At 54.4% G+C, this 20,788-nt stretch carries 20 protein-coding genes; 10 read left to right on the forward strand and 10 right to left on the reverse strand.

What is annotated here, in order from left to right:
* Nucleotides 1–201: 201 nt before the first annotated feature.
* The 6 genes from ACR0C3_RS04865 to tolA are packed head-to-tail and all read left to right on the forward strand — an operon-like array spanning nucleotide 202 to nucleotide 4,945.
* Nucleotides 202–2,241: a TonB-dependent receptor domain-containing protein gene (locus ACR0C3_RS04865; protein ID WP_480757447.1), complete on the forward strand. Its 2,040-nt coding sequence runs from the start codon at nucleotides 202–204 to the stop codon at nucleotides 2,239–2,241.
* 28 nt (nucleotides 2,242–2,269) lie between these two features.
* Nucleotides 2,270–2,701, forward strand: coding sequence for a hypothetical protein (locus tag ACR0C3_RS04870; RefSeq protein ID WP_480757448.1), 432 nt, complete (start codon nucleotides 2,270–2,272; stop codon nucleotides 2,699–2,701).
* Between the two features lie 4 nt (nucleotides 2,702–2,705).
* Entirely contained in the window at nucleotides 2,706–3,371 is a 666-nt protein-coding gene (locus tag ACR0C3_RS04875; protein WP_480757449.1) for a MotA/TolQ/ExbB proton channel family protein, read from the forward strand.
* Nucleotides 3,361–3,732, forward strand: coding sequence for a biopolymer transporter ExbD (locus tag ACR0C3_RS04880; RefSeq protein WP_480757450.1), 372 nt, complete (start codon nucleotides 3,361–3,363; stop codon nucleotides 3,730–3,732). The genes ACR0C3_RS04875 and ACR0C3_RS04880 overlap by 11 nt, the downstream gene beginning before the upstream one ends.
* Nucleotides 3,729–4,124 (forward strand): ExbD/TolR family protein, encoded by a 396-nt coding sequence (locus tag ACR0C3_RS04885; protein WP_475220082.1) that lies wholly within the window; start codon nucleotides 3,729–3,731, stop codon nucleotides 4,122–4,124. The genes ACR0C3_RS04880 and ACR0C3_RS04885 overlap by 4 nt, the downstream gene beginning before the upstream one ends.
* A complete protein-coding gene (gene tolA, locus ACR0C3_RS04890) occupies nucleotides 4,121–4,945 on the forward strand; it encodes a cell envelope integrity protein TolA (protein WP_480757452.1) in 825 nt (274 codons plus the stop codon). The genes ACR0C3_RS04885 and tolA overlap by 4 nt, the downstream gene beginning before the upstream one ends.
* A 586-nt stretch (nucleotides 4,946–5,531) precedes the next feature.
* Here the strand turns inward: tolA and ACR0C3_RS04895 are convergent.
* Nucleotides 5,532–7,382, reverse strand: a complete 1,851-nt coding sequence (locus tag ACR0C3_RS04895; protein WP_480757454.1) for a bifunctional 2',3'-cyclic-nucleotide 2'-phosphodiesterase/3'-nucleotidase — start codon at nucleotides 7,380–7,382, stop codon at nucleotides 5,532–5,534.
* On the opposite strand from ACR0C3_RS04895, the gene ACR0C3_RS04900 reads away from it, so the two are divergent.
* On the forward strand, nucleotides 7,366–7,560 hold the full coding sequence (locus ACR0C3_RS04900; RefSeq protein ID WP_480757455.1) for a hypothetical protein: 195 nt from the start codon (nucleotides 7,366–7,368) through the stop codon (nucleotides 7,558–7,560). The two genes, ACR0C3_RS04895 and ACR0C3_RS04900, sit on opposite strands and share 17 nt — an antisense overlap.
* 467 nt (nucleotides 7,561–8,027) lie before the next feature.
* Here the strand turns inward: ACR0C3_RS04900 and ACR0C3_RS04905 are convergent, their stop codons facing one another.
* A complete protein-coding gene (locus ACR0C3_RS04905; RefSeq protein WP_480757456.1) occupies nucleotides 8,028–8,519 on the reverse strand; it encodes a P-loop nucleotide/nucleoside kinase family protein in 492 nt (163 codons plus the stop codon).
* Nucleotides 8,520–8,535: 16 nt separating this feature from the next.
* The gene (locus tag ACR0C3_RS04910) at nucleotides 8,536–9,435 is read right to left on the reverse strand and encodes a LysR family transcriptional regulator (protein ID WP_480757457.1); all 900 of its coding nucleotides are present in this window, start codon (nucleotides 9,433–9,435) and stop codon (nucleotides 8,536–8,538) included.
* A gap of 96 nt (nucleotides 9,436–9,531) precedes the next feature.
* Between ACR0C3_RS04910 and ACR0C3_RS04915 the strand changes: the two genes are divergently transcribed.
* Nucleotides 9,532–10,179, forward strand: coding sequence for a class I SAM-dependent methyltransferase (locus tag ACR0C3_RS04915; protein WP_480757458.1), 648 nt, complete (start codon nucleotides 9,532–9,534; stop codon nucleotides 10,177–10,179).
* A gap of 283 nt (nucleotides 10,180–10,462) precedes the next feature.
* On the opposite strand, the gene ACR0C3_RS04920 is transcribed toward ACR0C3_RS04915, so the two are convergent.
* The 7 genes from ACR0C3_RS04920 to ACR0C3_RS04950 all read right to left on the reverse strand — a co-directional run bounded on the left by ACR0C3_RS04920 (nucleotide 10,463) and on the right by ACR0C3_RS04950 (nucleotide 18,412).
* Nucleotides 10,463–10,948, reverse strand: coding sequence for a DUF3124 domain-containing protein (locus ACR0C3_RS04920; RefSeq protein ID WP_480757459.1), 486 nt, complete (start codon nucleotides 10,946–10,948; stop codon nucleotides 10,463–10,465).
* A gap of 351 nt (nucleotides 10,949–11,299) precedes the next feature.
* Entirely contained in the window at nucleotides 11,300–12,316 is a 1,017-nt protein-coding gene (locus ACR0C3_RS04925; protein WP_480757461.1) for a D-cysteine desulfhydrase family protein, read from the reverse strand.
* Nucleotides 12,317–12,332: 16 nt separating this feature from the next.
* Nucleotides 12,333–13,061 (reverse strand): TSUP family transporter, encoded by a 729-nt coding sequence (locus ACR0C3_RS04930; protein WP_480757462.1) that lies wholly within the window; start codon nucleotides 13,059–13,061, stop codon nucleotides 12,333–12,335.
* Between the two features lie 37 nt (nucleotides 13,062–13,098).
* Nucleotides 13,099–13,839 carry an aspartate/glutamate racemase family protein gene (locus ACR0C3_RS04935; protein WP_480757463.1) on the reverse strand — a complete coding sequence of 247 codons (741 nt, stop codon included), beginning with the start codon at nucleotides 13,837–13,839 and terminating at the stop codon, nucleotides 13,099–13,101.
* 28 nt (nucleotides 13,840–13,867) lie between these two features.
* Nucleotides 13,868–15,106 (reverse strand): NAD(P)/FAD-dependent oxidoreductase, encoded by a 1,239-nt coding sequence (locus tag ACR0C3_RS04940; protein WP_480757464.1) that lies wholly within the window; start codon nucleotides 15,104–15,106, stop codon nucleotides 13,868–13,870.
* Between the two features lie 4 nt (nucleotides 15,107–15,110).
* Nucleotides 15,111–17,324: a TRAP transporter permease gene (locus ACR0C3_RS04945; protein ID WP_480757465.1), complete on the reverse strand. Its 2,214-nt coding sequence runs from the start codon at nucleotides 17,322–17,324 to the stop codon at nucleotides 15,111–15,113.
* 80 nt (nucleotides 17,325–17,404) lie between these two features.
* Nucleotides 17,405–18,412 (reverse strand): TAXI family TRAP transporter solute-binding subunit, encoded by a 1,008-nt coding sequence (locus ACR0C3_RS04950; protein WP_170642474.1) that lies wholly within the window; start codon nucleotides 18,410–18,412, stop codon nucleotides 17,405–17,407.
* A gap of 137 nt (nucleotides 18,413–18,549) precedes the next feature.
* Here ACR0C3_RS04950 and ACR0C3_RS04955 point away from each other — a divergent pair, with 137 nt between their 5' ends.
* The gene (locus tag ACR0C3_RS04955; protein WP_480757466.1) at nucleotides 18,550–19,509 is read left to right on the forward strand and encodes a LysR family transcriptional regulator; all 960 of its coding nucleotides are present in this window, start codon (nucleotides 18,550–18,552) and stop codon (nucleotides 19,507–19,509) included.
* A gap of 200 nt (nucleotides 19,510–19,709) precedes the next feature.
* On the forward strand, nucleotides 19,710–20,687 hold the full coding sequence (locus tag ACR0C3_RS04960) for a histone deacetylase family protein (protein WP_480757468.1): 978 nt from the start codon (nucleotides 19,710–19,712) through the stop codon (nucleotides 20,685–20,687).
* Nucleotides 20,688–20,788: the final 101 nt, after the last annotated feature.

The following is a 20,788-nucleotide window of genomic DNA, read 5'->3' on the forward strand; positions in this document are numbered from 1 at the left end:
CTGGCCTGGCCCATGATCCCGTCATTGGCCCGCTGGCAGTGACTGCAAACTCAGTCACGGAAATATGTTGACTGTTTTAGTAAGCTTTATTAACGAGCACAAGTCATCGCTGAAAGGCGATTCCAAAAACGCCAAAAAAGACTGACCTTAGCCAGCGAACTGCAAGCATCTCCGGTCCTCAAACCACTCGAAGGGACAGAAATGCGTGCTTCAATTCGAAAGGCGGGCCTACTTGGCACCGCCTCTTGTCTCAGTTTCATCGCAGCGGCCTCTTGGGCGCAGGAACAGGATGATGGGTTCCTGGGCACACTTGAGCTGGGCGAAAGCAAACGGGAAATCCAGACCGACACCGCAGTACCTATTACCAATATCGATCAGGAAGAGATCAACGACCGTCAGGCCAACACGGTTGCAGAGCTGATCGACACGGTGCCTGGTGTGACTCTGGTGAATGGCTCGACACCGCAGGGGTCAGGTATCAACATTCGCGGCTTCGGTGCCAACAGCACCTTCGGTACCGACCAGAAGGTTCTCATTCTGATCGACGGGGCAACAACCGGTTCGGAAGAGCTGTATCGGATCGGCAACCAACTCTTCACCGATCCGCAGCTTTACAAAAGCGTGTCGGTGATCCGGGGCACTGTCGGGTCGTTTGAATTCGGCTCGGGCGTCGTGGGGGGCGTGGTTCAATTGGAAACCAAAGACGCCTCGGATTTTACCGGCGGTGAGCCCGGCTTCCGTTTCCGTCAGACACTGGAAGGCTATTCGAACGGAAGCGGCTTTGCGTCATCGTCGATTCTGGCGTGGCAGCCGAACGAGCAGACCGAGTTTCTGTTCAACTACACCTATCGCGATCAAGGCGATCAGGAAGACGGGAATGGCGGCTCGATCGGCAACAGCGCCTTTACCCTGCCTTCCCTGTTGGCGAAGGGTAAATACAGCTTCGGCGAAAATCTGGAGCATTCTATCACCGCATCATGGAACCAGTCGACCTCGGAAGAGCGCGACGTTCCATATGACTCGTTCGGTACATCTGCAGACGCCTTTGGAAATGTGGATCGTGATATCGAAACCCGGATTGGCATCCTGCGGTATCAATACCGGCCAGCGGACAACGATCTGATCGATTTGGATGTAAACCTAAGTTATTCCGAGCAGTCCATCGACAGCAGCTATGTTCCTGGCTCCTCTAGCTTAGAGGGAACTCCGTTTTTCCCAAGCATACGGGCTCTGGCGGACGCGTCACATAACTATGAAACCACCAAACTGACGATCAAAAATACCTCGTATTTCCAAACTGGAATCGCTTCGCATGATCTTCGAGCCGGGATCGAGTTCATCAATCGAGAGCGTCTGGATGCCCCGTCAGCTCCTGGTGGGACTGATCGTCGGATTGCCTTGTTCGCTGTCGATGACATTCAGATCGGCGATCAACTGACCATCACACCGGCGCTGCGTTACGAAACGCAGGACATCAAGGGGGATGGCGATACAGCACCTTTCGATGAGAGCTACGATAACGATGCTCTGATGGGGGGTCTGTCGGCGCGGTACGAATTCGCAAACGGTTTCGGCATCTTTGGCGGCGGTGCACACACTGAAAGCCTGCCCATCATCGACGACCTTGGTACCCCGGTATTCATGACCCAGCCCGAGAAATCGCGCACCTGGGAAGCAGGGTTTTCGTTCAATCGCGGAGATATCTTTGCCGAGGGCGACATCATACGCGCCAAGGTGAATTTCTACGACACTAACTTGCGGGATGTCACATCGTACAATCAGTCGAATCCGATTACCGGAGCCTCTGTTCTTTTGGACAAGGTCGAAACGCGCGGTGTGGAAATTGAAGCATCATACGCGAAAGTTGGCGGATTCTATGTCGACTTTAACGCGAATGTCGTAAGCGGCACGGAAACCAATGAAAACGGGCAGGAGTCCCGCTGGCGCAACGAACCATCGGATTCGGCGCGGATCACATTCGGCAAACGGATTGGCGAAACGCTTGATGTCAGCTGGGAGCTTTTCGGAGCCAGGTCTGGCTTTGATTCCTCAGGCGACCCGATTGCCGGGTATGGCGTGAACACATTGCGCGCGTCCTATTTCCCGCAAGAAGGCGCGCTCGCAGGGTTCGAAATTAGGGCAGGTATCGAGAATATCTTCGACAAAAACTACCTACCAAACCTGTCCACGCGCAATGCGCCGGGCAGGAACTTCAAGCTGACCGTGGCCAAAACCTTCTGATCAAGAAAAGAAAGGACCAATAATGCGAATGGCGTCGAAAAGAAATGCTTGGTTGGTCCTGCTGACCCTGCTTCCAATTCTGGGGGCGGGGCTTGCCTCAGCCGGAGAAACCGGTGGCGTTTCGATAGAGCTGAGCTCTGCGGAAGAACGCGACCAAAGCTGCCTGCTCAGCTTTTTGGTCGAGAATACCTATAACGCTGATATCGAAAGCGCCGTCTACGAAATGGTCTTATTCGGCGCCGAAGGTAGCATTGCTCTGCTCACGCTTCTGAATTTCGAGGATCTTCCCGCAGGGCGTCCTAGGGTCCGCCAATTTCAGTTCGATGGAATGGCCTGCAACCACATCACTCGTATCCTGATCAACGGTGCGCAGGACTGTGCGCATCAAGGGGGTATGAAGAATGCCTGCATGTCGAACCTGACACTCAAAAGCCGCCTTGAAACGGAAATAATTGGATAGGCCAATGGATACGATCATTCAGAAATTAACAGACGTCCTTGCGCTTGGCGGGCCGGTTGTTGCGATCCTGATCGCAACGTCGGTCGCAACCCTATCGCTAGTCATTTACAAGCTGTGGCAATATGGGGCCGCCGGGGTCGGTCGCCATATCGAGCTGTCTTTGGCGATTGAAGCCTGGGACCGCTGGGACCGGGTTGCTGCCATGGCGCATCTGGACAAAAGCCGCAGCTATCTGGCCCCAGTGATCGCCATGTCGTTCAGTGGAGATAGCAGCACGCTGTCCGAGCGTGCCGATGCCGAGGCCGAAGCGCGCTTTGCTGGGCTTGAACGGGGCCTCAACGTACTTGATCTGGTGTCACAGCTTGCACCGCTACTGGGGCTATTCGGCACTGTTCTTGGCATGATCGAAACCTTCCAAACCTTACAAGGCGCAGGCAATTCGGTAGACCCTGCACTGTTAGCAGGTGGTATTTGGGTTGCCTTGCTGACAACGGCTGCAGGGTTGGCCGTAGCTATGCCAACCTCGCTTGTGCTGACTTGGTTCGAGGCACGCATGACGCGTGAGCGCATTTTTACCAACCGTGCCCTACGCACCGTTTTCGCACCTGGTCACGCCGCAGAATGCAAAGCGACCGGGATACCAAAAGCAGCCCTTGCCCATGGCACTTGAGACCCGCGCCAAGCGGCGCAAGCGCCTGTCGTTGACCTCGTTGATCGACGTCATCTTTTTGCTGCTGCTGTTTTTCATGCTTACTTCGACCTTCTCGAAATTCGGCGAGATCGAGTTTTCAGCGGCTTCGGCAGGCGGTTCAGATCAAGACGTCCCGATCCGCTTTGTGAAGCTTGAACAGGATCGTCTTCTGGTCGACGGGACCGAAACAACCATGGATAGCGTTACAGAGCTTTTCGACGGGACCTCCGAACAAATGGCATTGATCAGTCTCGGCAAGAACGTAACCTCGCAACAACTGATTGACCTGCTGACGGCTTTGAAAGGCGTGGCGCAGTTGCGGACGCAGGTGATCGGATGATGCAACTGAAGCCAAAAGCAAGGCGAACCCGAGAACCCACAATTGCGCTGATCAACGTCGTCTTCCTGATGCTGGTTTTCTTCATGATTGCCGGTACGCTTGCCCCACCGCTTGGCAATTCGGTGCAACTGGTCGAAACGCAGGACCTTGAAGGGCGCGAGCCGACAGATGCGCTCGTCATCCGTGCCGACGGTGTGCTCGAGTATCGCGGGGCCGAGCTGACAGATGTTGAAGCCTATGTTGAACGCGCCTCGATTGATCTGCCGCTGGAAATAGTGCGCTTGGTTCCTGACCGCGCGCTTCCGGCGGTGCGGCTGAAAGCGGTTAGTGATGCCCTTCGTGCCTTGGGCGCAAACAAGGTCTTTGTGGTCACACAAAGAGCGCTGCAATGATCCCCAAGTCCCGGGCCATAGCCGCATCTGCGATTGTATTGGCCGCCGCCACCCACGGTCTTGGTTTGCATGACTTTGGCCCACATACGGTGAAGCAAATCGAAGGTGGAGGCTCGGTCGACACAGCGGCACTCGGGACGTCCTTTAAGGATTTCACTGCTGGAACGATTGCATCTGCGCCGGCCTCGACCCGGCAAACGACTGTAGAGCCTGATCAACCAATCAAACAAGCAAACCCCGAGAGGCAGACAGCGAAGACTGCAAAACCTATCGCAAAACAGGTTGCGCCTTCGGCGAAAGGAGCATTGAAAGCGACGGATCCTCAAAAGGCAAGCCAGCCCGAATTGACTCAAGCCAAACAGCCTGAGGCTGAGGCCAAACGCAAACCTGCAACGTCACCAGCGCAAAACGCAGAACTTGAGAAAAAGAAAGTCGCCCAGCTAGCTACGAAAGCAGGCAATAGTGAACGCACTCGAAAAAAGGGCAGTACAACGGGCGAAACCGCCATCGGAGAAGCCGCCGCCGAAAAGACAACCCGCACAGCCTCGGCCCAGGGCAATGCCGATGCAAGTAACTACGCGGGGAAAGTCAAACGCAAGATCCTTCGCGCGAGACGCAAAAGCGTCAACATCCGCGGCACCGTTCTGGTGACGTTTCGCATCGCTGACAGCGGAGCTTTGGTATCGGCCAATATTACCCGCAGTTCAGGTTCAAAACGTTTGGACCAGATCGCATTGTCACAAGTTCGCGCGGCCGCACCTTTCCCAATTCCGCCTGTCGGGGCCCGTCGCGAGTACACTATAAAAATTCTGAGCAAGTAGAAGCGAATGCACCAGGCCGGAACGTTTCTGAGCACCATGAGATTAGCGCCAGATTGCGACACCGCGAGTGCGAACGGTAAATTCAAAATGCCCCACAACGCGCGTTAGCTAAACTACGCAGCAGCCGTACTGACGCCTCCGACAGGGGAGTTTTGCGAGCTTAATTTCGCGCCATCCTTTTTGCTCAATCCTTTTGCAATTATAGCGAACGATCACTTGCATCCGTGGAGTTTTTGTATCGATTGAAGCAGCCGTTTAGCCAGCAAGTGTTCACGGCAGTTTTAGTCCGCTGCGCGAAGGTTTAACCCTCTAGGCATTTACCTTCTGCATCGAATGCACGGAAAGCAATTTGCGACCGCAGTTTCTAGTCAGGCCGTTGAGGGTCTAGTTTGGGCCGTTGATAGGTGGTGGAAAAGCAGGGTAGGGGCTTATCCTGCGCCTGCTCAATGGTTCGCAACGATCCCAAATCAGTTTTTTTATAAATACTTATAGCATTTAAGCATCGCAGGCGGGCGGTCAGCATAAGCGCGATGATAGTTGTTTTAGTTGACCCCCAGATTTTTGAAAGTAAGCAAATGAGATCGTACTAGAGCTTGATGCGGAAAGCCGCGAAACCGTTTGTGCCATCTCCGGCGTCTTCGATGGAAACGCCTTTGACGTCGCCAATGTAGTCTCGGGCCTTGGGGCCTGTCTCGAAAAGCACGGTTGTGTTCTCAAGAGGTGCAAATGACCAATTGGCGTCCGCTTTTGGATTGATCGTTCCCTGTTCAACAATATAGCGCACAATAACGTCGCGATTGGTGTCCGGGGCCTCAAATACGATCGTATCACCCAGTGCGCCGGGGAATGAACCTCCGCCCGATGCGCGATAATTGTTGGTGGCGATGATGAACTCCATGTCATCAGTGACCGGTTCACCTTGGAAGGACAAATTCACAATTCGGGCCGCATCGGGATTCACATCTTCGCCCTTTGGTCCAAAGCGCGACGGTTGTGAAAGGTCGATCTGGTATGTGACACCATCCATTACATCGAAATTGTAGGACGGAAACTCAGGATTCAGTAGAACCGCATCCTCTGAGCCTGGCTCGATCCTGTTGAACATACCGGCCGAACGCTCTAGCCAACCACGCAGTTGAACACCGTTCACGCGCACTGCGCGCACCGTATTTGGATAGAGATACAGATCAGCCACATTTTTGATAGCAACATCCCCGACCGGGACGTCGGTGTAATAGTCGGGGCCTCCGCGACCACCCGCCTTGAACGGCGCTGCCGCTGACAGGATCGGCAAACCAGCGTGCTCGGTGCCTTTCAGCATTTCTTCGACATACCATTTCTGCGCGATTGAAACGATCTGCACAGACGGATCGTCAGCAACCAGCGCGAAATAGCTGTGCAATGGAGCAGATGTTTTGCCGACTGCGCGACGGACATAGGCGAGCGTTTCGTCGTGATCCTTCGCAACCGAGTCGAGAACTTTCTGATCGTCTCCGACCAAAGCGGTGATTGAACGGTCTTCATTGCGTTGAGAAATCGCGCGGGCCTCTGACGTCGTGGTAACCACGCGCCACTCATTTCCGTCCCGTTCCAGCAACAAATCCAGTAGACCAAGATGTGAACCCCAGAAGCCGCCCATGACAGCTGGTTTGCCCATTAGGGTGCCCTTTTCGACATCGATTCCGGGTCGGTCTGAAAATTTCGGCGAGGGGAAGACAAGGTGATTGTGGCCGGTGACCAATGCGTCGATCCCGTCAACACCCGCCAAAACGACGGATGCGTTTTCCATACCGTCGATATGATTGGCGTCGCCGATACCAGAATGTGAAAGGGCGATGACTAGGTCACACCCTTGTTCTTTCATCTCTGGCACGTATGCCCGCGCGGTTTCGACGATATCGCGGGCTTGAACATTGCCTTCCAGGTGCTTTCGATCCCAGTTCATGATCTGCGGCGGTGTAAAGCCAATTACGCCGATTTTGATTGAGTGCTTGGTCCCGTCGCCCGTTTCGATTTCACGGTCGATGATTGCGTAAGGTTTGATCAGCGTTTTGTCGTCACGTGGAGTTGCGCCTTGTGCCTTTGAAACGTTAGCCAAAACGACCGGGAACTCCGCGCCCGCGAGTGATTTTTCCAGAAAATCCAGCCCGTAGTTGAATTCGTGATTGCCCAAAGTGGCGGCATCATAGCCAATCGTGTTGAACGCGGTGATAATCGGGTGGGCGTCCCCTTCTTTCATGCCACGCTCATAGGCGATGTAGTCGCCCATTGGGTTCCCTTGAAGAAAGTCACCATTGTCGACCAAGATCGAGTTCGTCGCCTCAGAACGAATTTCGTTGATGATTGAGGCCGTACGGGACAAGCCCACGGTGTCACTGGGTTTGTCAGCATAGTAGTCATAGGGGAACACATGAACATGGATGTCCGTTGTTTCCATAATGCGCAAATGCGCTTGGTTGTTGGCAGCAAAAACTGAAAAAGGATGCAAGGTGATGGCCGCTGCACTGGCAGTTGTTGCAAGAAAGTGGCGACGCGAAATTGACGAGCGGCTGGAAAATGACATGGGTGACCTTTCGAATTGGCTGGCAACGAGAATTGTTGCCGCTTTTGCATAACGATCTTATGACAGTTTTTCCTACCACGTTTTGCAGGCTTATTTCAGGGGGTTTGGACAAGCACCATGCACCTACTCCCGAGAAGTTTCTCAGTGATGGTCTGAGGTGAAATCAAGCCAGAAGTGTTTTGATAACCTATGTGTAACTTGCTCGGTGCTTCGTACCATTGTCCGTGCAGCATTGACGGCGCAAAACTATTCTGAAGTGGATCGTAGGAGCCTGTTCTGGACGGTGCGTTGCCCAGGCCCGCCAGTGACGTATGTTAACCGATAGTCGGCGTAAGCGACATTGCCGGTCTTGCCACCGCCTTGATCCATAAAGGACCCACTGGCATGCGCCTCCTATTATCGTGCGAAATCCGGGCTTAAGACCCCGTGAAAGTTGTCTGTGAGCATTCGCCATCCGTCGATCCAGAGCAGGGGGCGGAACAGTGTTTGGAGCCGCCGCGACGCTTTGAATTTCGGGCGCTACTGACGGTGAGTTATGATGTTGAAACCTTCTTCGGGTGATGGCGACACGAAATGCCGCGCAATTCGGCGATATTGATCTTCGGTTGCTGCAAAGGCATGAGCGCCTTCTCTGTTACGCTCGCGCAGCCGGCGCAGACAAACCTCATCTGGCACATCCAAAAAGTGAAGGTTGTGCTTCACGGTAATGTCTTCCAGCAAGTCGCGCATCCAAACCCTATTTTCAATTGTGTTCGCTGGAAAATCGAGAACAACGGAAACGCCAGCCTTCAGCAAAGAAGCTACGTGACGCGCCATGACCAGTCGCAGTTTTAAAGCGCAATTCACATAGTCCTGAAGGGACTTCATCTGTTCGCCAAACAGGGTGCTAAGCCATTCATCTTCTGAGATAAGCACGGCCGCGTCTCTTTCCGCGAGTTCTGCTGCCAGAGTTGATTTCCCAGAAGCTACTTTGCCGCATAGCAAGTGAAGCGTTGGAATAGCCTGTGACATAAAGAGAACTCCCGGATTACCTGATGGTCCCTGCGCTAAGTTGGTCCGCCAGTTGATCAAACACCAACCTGATCCTTCGTGCGGTATGTAATTCGGAGTGCGTCGCCAGCCAAATCGGGAACTTAAACGGCTCGCGGTCGGGAAGCACGCGCTCCACACCTGGCGTTAAGGCAGCCACATCATCCGACATTACACTTATGCCAAAACCTTGTCGCACCAGTTCCCAGGATACAATCCCGCTTTGTGAGCCAATCCTGAAGCTTTTTCGGGTGACTTTAATGCCCGCCGGATCAAGAAAACCGATCATCGTGTCGATGTCCCCGAACCCGACAAAGTCCAATTTCGCAAGTTCGTTTTCATTTTTAGGCCGTCCCACCTTATCAAGATATGAAGGTGCCGCGTAAAAATGGGCTTTGGCCTCGGCGACAAGCTTTGCTGTCAGATCCGGCTGAGTTGGGCGTACATGTCGGATGGCGATATCAGCCTCACGTCGCTGTATGTCGCGTATGTCATTTGCAGCAACGATGTCTAACTCTAGTCGCGGTGCCGCAAGTCGGATCTTTTTCAGTATTGGCGGTAGCTGATAGGCAGACATCACATCGGATGCAGTAATCCTGACTTGCCCTTCAACAGCTTGCGACTGGCTTGTCGCAGTAAGAGAAATCCTGTTTGCCACATCCGCCATTTCTCTGACATGCAACAAAAGCTCGGCGCCAGCTGTCGTCAACTTTAGCGACTTGCCGACTCTTTCAAACAGGGTGATGCCAAGCGCCGTTTCCAGCGCAGCAACTTGACGGCCGACAGTGGGTTGAGTTTGCTCAAGAACGCGCGCCGCTGCGGAAAATGAGCCTTCTTCGGCTGTCGCAAGAAAGGACCGTACTTGATTCCAGTCGAAATTGATGGCGTTCCAATTCATGCATTTATGCATAACACTTCTGCGGATTGTGGCAATTCCATAAATGATTGTTTGGAAGTAAAGGGTACGGCAACAACCTTGTAAGAGAGTAATGAAATGGCTGCTTTGTCTAAGGATGCCGCGTTCTGGAGCAAAATCTCGAAAAAGTATGCGGCAGACCCAATCCGTAACATGGAAGGGTATCTGAAAACACTCGAGCTTACGAAGTCGTACCTGAAAGCGGAGGACAACGTACTGGAAATCGGGTGCGGGACGGGTTCAACTGCGCTGCTGCTTGCACCGTATGTTGCCCATATCACCGCGACGGATCTCGCTCCGGGCATGATCGAGATTGCTGATGAGAAGCGTGCGAAAGAAGGATTGGAGAATGTCACTTTCAAGGTGGCTGAAGTTCTTGAGCACGGTCTTGACGAAGCGTCTTACGATGCGGTCCTAGCGCATAATTTGCTCCATCTCCTGCCCGATTTGGACCAAGCGCTTGAACACATTTCCGCACTTACAAAACCCGGTGGGTTTTTCATATCTAAAACCGTTTGCGCCCCTGAGAGCGGTGGTTTCAAGTATGCGATGATCAGTCGGGTCGCAATCCCAATCATGCAGGCTCTTGAGAAAGCCCCATTTGTGCATTTTGTGCCTGGATCAGTGCTTGAAAGGAAAATTGCGTCCGCGGGCTTCGATATCCTCTATACGTCTGATCAAGCCTCAATGTTACAGAGCCGCTATATTGTCGCGCAAAAATCTTGAAATTTTAGTTCGTTCAGTGGCACCCGTTTAACGATTTTTGCGTCACATTGCGCGTTAATTTCTTACTGGAATGAACGGAGTTACCGCGGTCTGCTTCCGCCTAAAGAAAGATATTGCGAAAGGCTGTTTTGTCCGCCCTACCGCCATCCGAAGTTCTTGTAGCTAGGGTTGGCAATGAGCCCAAAGTGGGCTCCTGTCGCTGTGGTAATCAAAAACTCAGATAGGACTAAGTATTAGCGCGATTATCGAGTTGGTTAAATCGGAGCAAAAGTGGTGATGGGTGCTACGGTGTTTGTGACAACACCTGACCTCGACTGGTAAACGAGATTCCTTGAGTGCCGCTTCCACCGACCATGATAGCTTCAACGATGGGGGGCTGTACTGGCACTTCTGCCGACCATGTGACTACGAAGTTCGCGCCAATCCCGTCTCCGACGCTACCAATAGGTATAAGCGCATTGATCGACCCAAATGGCATCAGTTGAACGGGCTCATTTATGAGAGTTTCCAGAAGCTGCCCCGCTCTGTCGTAATAATCGACACGCTCAACTTTGATCTCTGATTGAGCACTAACGTTGTGCACAACAAGGGTAGACGCGAGCGGCTCGCTGCGGCCCTCCTGCGTGAAAACTCGCGAGTAAGAGGGAACATAGATAACTTGAGAGGTTACAGTCTCCGCAACCTGTGCGAATGAAAGGCTTGGTACGGTCATCAACGAAGCCAAAACCATTGAGAATGAACAGAAAGTTCTGCGGGAGAAAAACTTCATGTAGGCGAATGCTCCGTTTCTTCTGTTGTCAAAATGAGCATACGGATGACAAGATTCGGCGCAAGAATATGTCTGCTTTGTCCCCCACCCCGTCATCTACGGGTCTTGCTGCTAAGGTCCCCACTTGAGCTCTTATTGCAGTTGTCGGCATCGGAGCATCAAGTGCTTTAACGGTCATCGAGGCACGGAAAGGGAATTGATTTGATCGTAGGTTTATTCTGTCTACAGGGTGTTCTGGAGGCGGGAAATCAATTCCGCTTAAGGCCTCGGAAGAGCGCGGGTTCGATCCGGGTAATGGTCATGTTTTCTTTTTTCCCAGTTTGGGGAGTTTTTTGCGGGGTATTGGCGGATTTAGGATAGGTCGCTTGCCAACTCGTTTTGGTACCCAAAGAGTGCAGGCACCCCACCCGTGTGAATCATGACGACTTTCTGCCCCGGTTGAATTTTTCCTGCGTTTACCAAATGCAACAATCCAGCGAAGGTTTTCGCGGTATAGACGGGGTCAAGGAATATTCCTTCCGTGCGAGCCATCTTGTCCAATGCAGCCCGCGTCCCTCCACTGAGTTTCCCATAGCCGGGAGGCAGCGCTTCATCCATGACGTTAAGCCTGTCCTGCAACGGCGCTGAGTCGATATCCAACAAATCCGCCAGTTTTTGCAGAACGGTTTTCATTCGGACCATTTGCTTATCGCGATCGCGGCGTACGCAAACGCCAAACACAGAAGCAGCGTTTTCTTCCAAGGCTACTCCGGTCAACAAGCCGCCATGTGTGGCTCCACTACCTGAGGGTACGACAATCGCATCGATATCTGGCATCTGCTGACACAATTCTTGTCCTGCGACGACGTAGCCCAAAGCACCCAAAGGCGGGTGGTTTAGTCCCAGGTGAATGACATAAGGTTTACGCCCTTGCGCCTTCAACTCGTCGGCGCGCGCGTGCAACGCAGCGTCCGCACCGACTTCGTCCTCACCCTCGGGGTAGGTCATGTGTTCGGCACCCAGAATTTGTGCCAAAAACACATTCCCAGAGCTGTAATACACCTCGCCCATATCCGGCACACGCTCTTCAAGTTGCAGGACGGATTGCATGCCCAATTTTGCTGCGGCGGCTGCCGCAGACCGAACAAAGTTTGACTGAACTGCGCCGGTGATCAGAATGGTATCCGCACCTTTCTGAAGGGCATCACCGAAATAGAACTCAAGCTGCCGTGTTTTGTTTCCGCCAAACCCAAGCCCGGTCAGGTCATCGCGTTTCAGCCAGAGGTCGATGCCCAATTCCGAAGACAACCTGTCCAGCCGCTCCAATGGGGTTGGGCCCGACATGAATTGGGCACGAGGAAATCTGTCCAGTTTGTTGTCTTGTGTCATCGTCTGCCCTTCGAGTTTACGCGATCGCAAATGCGCGATGAAAGAGAACGCCACAGGCTATCAGTGATACCACGCGGATAGCGGTTGTGACCAAGGTCTGCGGTAAATGTGGCCCCATTGCACGACCAAAAAAACTGCCGATCAATGTGAGCGCCACGAAGCCCCATAGCTGCGGGCCATAAGCGAAGGCTTGAGTCTCGGACAGGCTATGCAACAGGAATGCGATGCCGTATGCCACCAGCGCAATGGGTTGAACCAACTTGGCAACTTCTTTGGCAGGGCGGCCTTTCGCAATCAATCCGAAAACCATTAGCGGACCGGGCGTCGCTGCCCAAACAGTCGCCAACCCGGACAAGCCGGAAACGGTCGAAAACCCTGCCGTTCCAATTGAGCGACGCAGGGGCAGCAAGGTCGTCACAAGCCCGATCAGCAACAGGCTGGCTGTTAGGGCAAGGACAAACGCCTCGCTCAGCCAGGGGTATACGACAAGGCCCGCGACCACTCCGACGAGACATCCGATTATTGCCGTGCGAATTGTCTGTCGGTCGGCCTTCAGCACCTGTCGGTCTGTCGCGACAGCTGAAACGACGGTATTCAAAAGCAGTAGCATTGGAACAGCCGTTGTTGTACCAAGCAGGATCATCATCGGTGGTCCGGCAAGGATGCTAAACCCGATGCCGACGCCGACTTGCAGCATTGCGCCAAGGCCGATGGCAACCATCAGGATGGCTAGGTCAACGGACACTTAAATCCTCCAAGTCCCGCGCTGTACTGCTGTTCCTTTAGGTCCAAGGCATCATGCCAACATAGGATTTGCGCGTCGCAACGGTATGCGCCATCTGCGCCAGAGTCGTCAAATCGAAGACGGGAAGCTGCAACTTGTCCTGAAGGCGCGCCGCATAAGGCGGTAAATCGGTACATTCCAATACCAGCGACCGTATGTCCGGCGCTTGGTGTTTGAGTCGCCGCGCCGCCTCAAGGACTTCAGCCTCAATTAGATCGGTGTCCATACGGGTGCGCGTGTTTCGCAGGATCACCTCGGCGAATTCGCTGGTGTCCTCTAGGCCTTGTACCGCGACGGGAATGCCCGCCGCGCCGACACCTTCGAAATGCTTTGGCGTCAGGGCAGATGCATCTGCGGTCAAGACGCCCACCGGGGCATTCGCCCCGGTCATGTGAAAGGCCAGAGGTACCTGTATCAAGCTGGATGCAAAGACGGGAACGGAAACAGCCGCGGCCAGTTCCTTTTGAAACAAAGCCAGAAATCCACAGCTTCCCGTGATTGCCCGAACGCCCTCGGCCTCAAGCCTTTGCGCGCCCTTGATAAAGGGTGCCAGTAGATCGGGCGTCGGGTTGTTGAGTAGGGTCGGGACACTGATGCCGTCAATCATTTCGTAAAGTACAGGAAACGTGAGGCTGGACGGATTCTTGATGTGCCCGGGCGGTTTGGGGAAATAGCTTTCAAGGCACAAAACCCCGATCGAAGCCCCACATATGTTTTGGCCACCTTCGTAAATTGGCATGGTGCTCAGGTCCTTTCGAATAGGAGATTTAGAAACGGGCCAGCGAGAACGGGTCCAAGTTGATATTCGGGCTGCGTCCGGACACCAGATCCGCCACAAGTTCTCCGGTCTTTGGCGCCATCATCAGCCCGTAATGAGAATGGCCGAAGGCGGCAAAAAGCCCGCCATTTCCGTTCAGCGGCCCAATCGCTGGCAGGCTATCGGGAAAAGAGGGGCGCCGGCCCATCCAGAACTGTGCCTCACCAGTGTTGAGGTCCGGCACCAAAGATTTTGCTTGATCGGTGAGTATTTTTTTCTTGCGCGGATCTGCTGGGGCATCGACACTGCCAAACTCCGCCGTACCGGCAACCCTGAGGCCGCCCTGCATCGAACTTGCGACAACCTTTGCGTCCACATCCATGACCGAGTTGTTCAGCACAGCCGAGGGGGCCGGGAATTCGACGTGGTAACCCCGCTCGGCCACCAACGGCACAGGTATGCCAAGGGGTTTGAGCAGGTCGGCAGACCACACTCCGGCCGCGAGGACAATATTGCGCGCATGCACCGTGTCATGTGACGTGGCAAGCTGCCAAATACCGTCTTCGGTGTAGCTCAGCTTAGTGACTTCGGACCGCACAAACTCGGCCCCTTGCGCACGTGTTTTTTCGGCCAATACAGCGCCCAAACGCCCGGGAGACGTTGCGCGAGCCTGACCTTTGATCACAACCGCAGCCTTGAGGTCTTTAGACAGTGCTGGTTCCAGGCGCTGCAATTCAGCGCCGTCGACGCGCTCCAATTCACCGCCTTTTTCCTGGCGGATTAGATAGCCAAGATCGTCTAGGTTGGCTTGTTCAGGGTTCCGGAATGCGTGGATATAGTAACTGTCCACGATCAGCGCTTCGTGGCCCGTGCCCTGCAGGTGCCGACGGTAGAGATCAATGGAGGGACGACACAAAATCTCCATCGCATCCGAGATTTCGCGAACCGACTTTTCGCCAGACTTACCCAGAAAGCGCAGCCCCCACGGGATCATCTTCGGCCAGAAGGACGCCCGGACCGAAAGCGCGCTTTTCGGGTCCAACAGCATCTGGGGCAACTTCTTCCAAATGCCCGGAACGGCCTGCGGAATAATCGACCAGGGCGACACAACCCCCGCATTGCCGAACGAGGTTTCCTGTCCGGGGTCGCTCCGGTCGATTAAACGGACCGGTATGCCGCGTTCCTGCAGCGACAGCGCGCAACAGATGCCGACGATCCCTGCGCCGATGATGGTCACTTGTTCTGTCATCGCATCAGGCCGGGGAATGGCTGCGATTGCGCGCGATCAGTTGGCTGACAATGACTGGCGAGGCGAAGGCAAGCGCGATCAGGTCAGCGGTCAGGCTGGGCGCAACAAAGATCACCCCCGCGATGGCCATCAGGATGCGCGACGCAATGTTCAGCGGTTTTAGCCAGTATCCGACCACAGCTGCGGACAGGGCGATGACCCCGGCGATACAACTGGTGGCGGTGTAGGTGAATTCCCACAGATTGAACCCTGTTGAGGACACAAACAATAGGACCGGCGCATAAACGAAGGCCATTGGTGCGATCACCTTGCCCAACCCAAGGGTAAAGGCAGAGAGACCAGTTCGGAAGGGGTTTGAGTTCGCAATGGCCGCCGCGGCATAGGCCGAAGTGCAGACGGGTGGCGTGATCTCGGACACAACACCGTAGTAGAGTACGAACAGGTGGCTTGCGATCGGCGGGACACCCAGCTGCGCCAGCGCGGGCTGTGCGACCGAGACCAGCATGATGTAAAGCGCAGTGGTGGGGATGCCCGCGCCCATCAGGATGCAAACAATGGCAATGAAGACCAGCGAGATGAACAGTTGCAGGTCTTCCATCGCAAACAGCTGCCAGCTGCCAAACGAGATCATATTGTACAGGTCTGAGGCCAGGTTACCTGCGCCTTGAGTGACCATGAACCCGATACGGAAGCCAATGCCGGTTGTGTTGATAACACCGACGACAATGCCGACGGCGGCAGCCGCGGCGCCCACGGCCAGCGAGTATTTCACTCCCAACTCAACCGCTTGCAGCATCTCGGGTACTTCGATGCGTTTCTGCGGGTTCAACGTGGCGATCACCGACAAGGCACAAAGGATCGCCGTCATCGTCAGATCGAACCCGCCATCCGAGAATTTCCACAGCACGAAGGCTAGGAACGCCGCGGCATAGATCAGCGTGGGCGGTTGTTTGATGCGCGACATGCCTGTGATCACTGCCAGAGAAATCCCGCAGAAGGCGGACATGAACGGCGTATATCCTGTGAACAGCACGACCAGCAGACCGATCAGAGGTACAATGTTGGCCCAACCTTCGGCCCAGACGGCCTTGAGTTGCGGCAGTTGCTCTTTCGCCAAGCCTTGCAGGTTCAGCTTGCGTGCCATCAAGTGCACCACCGCGAAGACTCCGACATAGTGAAGGATCGCGGGGAAGATCGCGGCGATGACGATGGTGGTGTAGGGCACCTCAAGAAACTCGGCCATGATGAAGGCCGCTGCCCCCATGATCGGCGGCGTGATTTGCCCTCCGGCTGACGATGCAGCTTCGACGCCGCCCGCAAAATGGCCAGGGTACCCTAGGCGCTTCATGTTGGGAATGGTCAGCGCGCCAGTTGAAACGGTGTTGGCCACCGAAGAGCCCGAGATCGTGCCGAAGAATGCCGAGGATACCACCGACACTTTTGCCGGCCCGCCGGTATAGCGGCCCGCCAAAATGGTTGCGTTGTCGATGAAGAGTTGCCCCAATCCGGTTCGCTGCGCGATCACGCCAAACAGGACGAAATGGAAAACGATGGTCGAGACGACCCAGAGGGTGACGCCATAGATGCCTTCCTGCGGGAAATACATCGACGACACGAATGTTTTGAAGTTCACACCTGGATGCTGCAGCAATCCGGGAAAATACGGGCCCAACAGAGCGTATGAGATAAACACACAGATGATCAGTGGCAGCACCCAACCCAGCGTGCGGCGTGCGATGTCCAGAACCAGCAGGATGATGATTACGCCCAAAACCACATCATAGGTGTTCGGGTTGCCCATTCTGAACGTTTGTTCCTCGATCCCCAGAAACGGAATGCCGCGCCATGCGACCCCGACGTACAGCGCTGCGATGATCCCCAGCGCCATAAAAACCAAGTCGTACAGAGGGATGTTGCCGATACGGAACCGGCTGACCTTGAGCGCATAGAGGTTTTTGGAGCCGATTACCGGAATTGTCGCGTAAACCAGAATGAACAGCAGCGCCAGATAGACACCCATGTGCCAATGGTCGGCAGGCAGGCCAAAACCGGCTGTGAAGAATTCGTAGAACGCAAGGATCAGGGCAACAACGCGCAGTACCTTGCCTGCGGTGGGTGTAACCTGCCGTACGGCGGCGCCTTCGTCGAACTGTTCTTCGATGGCGGCCAGTTCCTCGGCCGTCAATTCGTGGTCATCAAGTTTCTGGGTCTCGGACATGATGGCCCCCCGATTTCGCATAATTCCAGAGTGCGGTGCCCCGCGCAGGGGCACCGACGACAGGTGTCAGTAAGGTACGGTTACTGAAGCAGACCAGCTTCTTTGTAGAATTTCTCGGCCCCAGGATGCAGGGGTACACCCAGCGCCTCGACGCCATCCAGCGCCGTATCGGGAGTGATCTGCTTACCTTTGGCGTGACCATTGTCCAGTAGCTTGCGGGTATTGTCGTTCCACAACGCCTTGGTCAGGCCATATACCAGTTCATCGGATAGTTCCGAGGACACCACCAGCATCGCGCTAACCGCCGGGGTCTTGGTTTCACCGTCGATACCTTCGTAAATGCCACCCGGGATGGCCGAGGGGATGTATGCCGGGATGATCTCATTGATCTTCGCCATGTCTTCGTCGCTGAAGGAATGCAGGTTCATGCCCTTGGTTGACGAAAGCTGCACCATCGCGGCAACAGGCCAGCCTGCAGCGTAGAAATAAGCATCCAACTGACCGTCAGCCAGACGCTCGGCGCTTTGGCTGTTGTTCAGCTCGGCCTCATCCATATTGTCACGGTTGACGCCCCAAGCATCCAGCATCTGCAGCACGGCAACCTGTGTACCGGAACCGGCTTGCGCGATGCCGACGCGCTTGCCTTCCAGATCGCTCAGATCGTTGATTGTCTCACCGGCAGGCAGAACCAAGTGCAGGTCTTCGGGGAACAGGTTGGCCACGATGCGAAGATTGGGGTGAGGTTTGCCCTCGAACTTACCCTCGCCCAGATACATCGAGCGGGTGACGTCTGCTGCGGCCAGACCGGCCTCAAGCTCTCCGTTCTGAACGGCGGCGTTGTTGAACACCGACGCGGTGGTGGATTGAGCGATAGCAATCAGCCCCGGTACGCCGCACTGGCCGCCTTCTTCGCAGGGGCGCGAACCCGGAGGGGCGGAGATTCCGTTTGCGATGGTGCCGCCAATGGGGAAGTAAGTTCCGCCTGCGCCACCAGTGCCGATGCGGAAAAAAGTTGGGTCCTGCGCCAGTGCCGGGGCGGCAAGTGCGCCTGCCAGGGCCAGTCCCGTCAAACATTTCACAAATTTCATCATCATCTCCCTTGTTGGATCGTCGGATTCGGTTTGGCCGAATTTCGATCCTGCAAGCGTAGTCGCAATTTTCATAAATACAAATTTATTATATTTCATAAAACTAAGGTTTAGCTTATATATTGACCATGAACCTTATGCAGTTGACCGTTTTTCGCGAGGTGATGGAGACCGGCTCTATCTCTCAAACCGCCAAGAAACTGAACCGCACCCAGCCTGCGATCAGTTTGGCCCTGAAGAACCTTGAAAAGACCCTTGGCCTGACACTGTTTGAGCGAAAGGGACGGCGATTGGTCCCGGTTCCCGAAGCGCATTACCTTTTGGCCGAAACAACAGGTATTCTGGACCGCCTCGCGACGATTTCCAGTACAATGGAAGGGTTGATTAAAGGGCATTCCGGCAGCCTGAATATCGCTACAATGCCGGGCCCATCCGCTTTCTTGTTCCCGCGTTTTATCAGCCAATCAGTCGGCGAAAACCCCGAGATACGTATCACATTGTCGACACGCAGTTCACCTCAGATTATTGAGCTTGCAGGCACGCAGAATATTGATTTCGGTTTTGCAGACTTCGATCATTCAACCGGGAAAGAGCCTCAGTATTCAACAGAGCTGATCCGGGCAGATTGTTTTTGTGCCGTTGATCGTGACAGCCCACTTGCTTCACGCGGGGCCATATCCATTTCTGATCTCGACGGAGCACCTATGGGAGGATTGCATGCCACGCACCCGTTCCAGCGTAAAATTCGACAAGAGTTTCAAGCTGTTTCAGCTGACTACAACCCAACGGTGACCTGTCAATACTTTCTACCATTGATACCATTTGTGAGCTCAGGTCAGTGCTATTCGATCGTGGACCCGTTGACCGTAGCGACTGAACAAGAACTAAACCTGTCCAACGGAAAAGTTGCGTTCGTGCCCTTCGAAAAGCCGCTCAGATATGAATATGCGCTCCTTGAGCCCGATCACCGACCACCGTCTCAACTGGCATTAAAGATCAAAGCGGGCTGGAAAGCCGAAGTTTTAAAGATGTTGGCAGGGGTGAATGCCAACCCTAATGCAATTGGGATAGATGAAACAGGAAGCGAGCAAAGCTGAATAGCATTGTTTTACAAACTGAAAACTGACCGAAGGGAATGTCGACTTGCGACCAATAGACGAATGTTAGCCATGGAGCCGGAGCCTACGGTTTTTTGGATCGAACCGAAAGTTGGCATTGTCCCGTACGCCGGACATTCGCACCAGATATCAACTGTAACCTTCCTGCACATTTGCGCACCGCGTGAAACGCACTGCAAGTGGCGGCTTACGTTGCAGATCTGTTCGGTGATCAGCTATGCTTTGGCGCATTGCCTGAGTTTCCCTTTAACAAAGTCATGAGATTTTACGCTCCCCACAGATCCTCCCTTACCCTGCCTTCCGGACATCGGTTTCCGAAGGGCAAGTACAAAATGCTCCATACGCTACTGCTAAAAGACAGTATTCTTCAGGAGGCGCTGCTGGCGGAGTCTTTGCCAGCCAGCGATGAATCAATACTGCGCGCGCACGCCGCCGATTTTGTCGCGCAGTTTGAAAACGGAGAACTGGAAGAAAAGGCCATGAAACGGATTGGGTTTCCTTGGAGCCCGGAACTCGTGAGGCGGGTTCGCGCGACGGCCGGTGGCGCAATTTCTGCTGCTGAGACAGCTCTGGAGTACGGTATCTCGGGGCAGCTCGCTGGCGGCACGCACCATGCCCATCCAACGTTTGGATCTGGCTATTGCGTCTACAACGATCAGGCCGTCGCGGCGCTCCACCTGCTTGCCGCTGGCATGGTCGAAAGGGTCGCAATCATCGATCTTGATGTCCACCAGGGTGACGGTAGCGCCGCCATTTTCGCCGACAACCCATCGGTCTTCGTCTTTTCGATGCACGGGGAAAAGAATTTTCCGTTCCGCAAGTTTCCAGCGGATCTCGATGTTGCCCTGCCGGATGGCACCGGCGACAAGGACTACCTTCGCGCCTTAGCCGATCACTTGCCGGCTGTGTTTGAATTTCGTCCCGACCTCATTCTATACCAGGCAGGCGTTGATCCGCTGGCAGAAGACAAGCTAGGGCGGCTTGCGCTGACCCATGATGGCCTTATCAAACGCGATCAGGCGGTGCTGCACGCCTGCAAAGGCCTCGGCATCCCGGTCTCGATGGCAATCGGCGGCGGCTATGCCGACGCCATTGAGGCTTCCGTAACGGCTTACGCCAATACCTACCGGGTCGCAAAGAACCTTCACCGATTTTGATGACAGATATGATCTCAGTGATTTGTCATTTTTGCCGTATTTCGATGGACGGCTGTGAACCCAAAGTAACATAGGTACAATCGGCTCTAAGGTCAGCAATG

The sequence above is a fragment of the Ruegeria sp. CK3 genome, from assembly GCF_056536565.1.

Bases quoted from the DNA above. Each gene is read 5' to 3' on its own strand.
- ACR0C3_RS04865 (WP_480757447.1), top strand. From the start codon at position 202: ATGCGTGCTTCAATTCGAAAGGCGGGCCTACTTGGCACCGCCTCTTGT.
- ACR0C3_RS04870 (WP_480757448.1), top strand. From the start codon at position 2,270: ATGGCGTCGAAAAGAAATGCTTGGTTGGTCCTGCTGACCCTGCTTCCA.
- ACR0C3_RS04875 (WP_480757449.1), top strand. From the start codon at position 2,706: ATGGATACGATCATTCAGAAATTAACAGACGTCCTTGCGCTTGGCGGG.
- ACR0C3_RS04880 (WP_480757450.1), top strand. From the start codon at position 3,361: ATGGCACTTGAGACCCGCGCCAAGCGGCGCAAGCGCCTGTCGTTGACC.
- ACR0C3_RS04885 (WP_475220082.1), top strand. From the start codon at position 3,729: ATGATGCAACTGAAGCCAAAAGCAAGGCGAACCCGAGAACCCACAATT.
- tolA (WP_480757452.1), top strand. From the start codon at position 4,121: ATGATCCCCAAGTCCCGGGCCATAGCCGCATCTGCGATTGTATTGGCC.
- ACR0C3_RS04900 (WP_480757455.1), top strand. From the start codon at position 7,366: ATGTCCGTTGTTTCCATAATGCGCAAATGCGCTTGGTTGTTGGCAGCA.
- ACR0C3_RS04895 (WP_480757454.1), bottom strand. From the start codon at position 7,382: ATGGAAACAACGGACATCCATGTTCATGTGTTCCCCTATGACTACTAT.
- ACR0C3_RS04905 (WP_480757456.1), bottom strand. From the start codon at position 8,519: ATGTCACAGGCTATTCCAACGCTTCACTTGCTATGCGGCAAAGTAGCT.
- ACR0C3_RS04910 (WP_480757457.1), bottom strand. From the start codon at position 9,435: ATGAATTGGAACGCCATCAATTTCGACTGGAATCAAGTACGGTCCTTT.
- ACR0C3_RS04915 (WP_480757458.1), top strand. From the start codon at position 9,532: ATGGCTGCTTTGTCTAAGGATGCCGCGTTCTGGAGCAAAATCTCGAAA.
- ACR0C3_RS04920 (WP_480757459.1), bottom strand. From the start codon at position 10,948: ATGAAGTTTTTCTCCCGCAGAACTTTCTGTTCATTCTCAATGGTTTTG.
- ACR0C3_RS04925 (WP_480757461.1), bottom strand. From the start codon at position 12,316: ATGACACAAGACAACAAACTGGACAGATTTCCTCGTGCCCAATTCATG.
- ACR0C3_RS04935 (WP_480757463.1), bottom strand. From the start codon at position 13,839: ATGCCAATTTACGAAGGTGGCCAAAACATATGTGGGGCTTCGATCGGG.
- ACR0C3_RS04940 (WP_480757464.1), bottom strand. From the start codon at position 15,106: ATGACAGAACAAGTGACCATCATCGGCGCAGGGATCGTCGGCATCTGT.
- ACR0C3_RS04945 (WP_480757465.1), bottom strand. From the start codon at position 17,324: ATGTCCGAGACCCAGAAACTTGATGACCACGAATTGACGGCCGAGGAA.
- ACR0C3_RS04950 (WP_170642474.1), bottom strand. From the start codon at position 18,412: ATGAAATTTGTGAAATGTTTGACGGGACTGGCCCTGGCAGGCGCACTT.
- ACR0C3_RS04955 (WP_480757466.1), top strand. From the start codon at position 18,550: ATGCAGTTGACCGTTTTTCGCGAGGTGATGGAGACCGGCTCTATCTCT.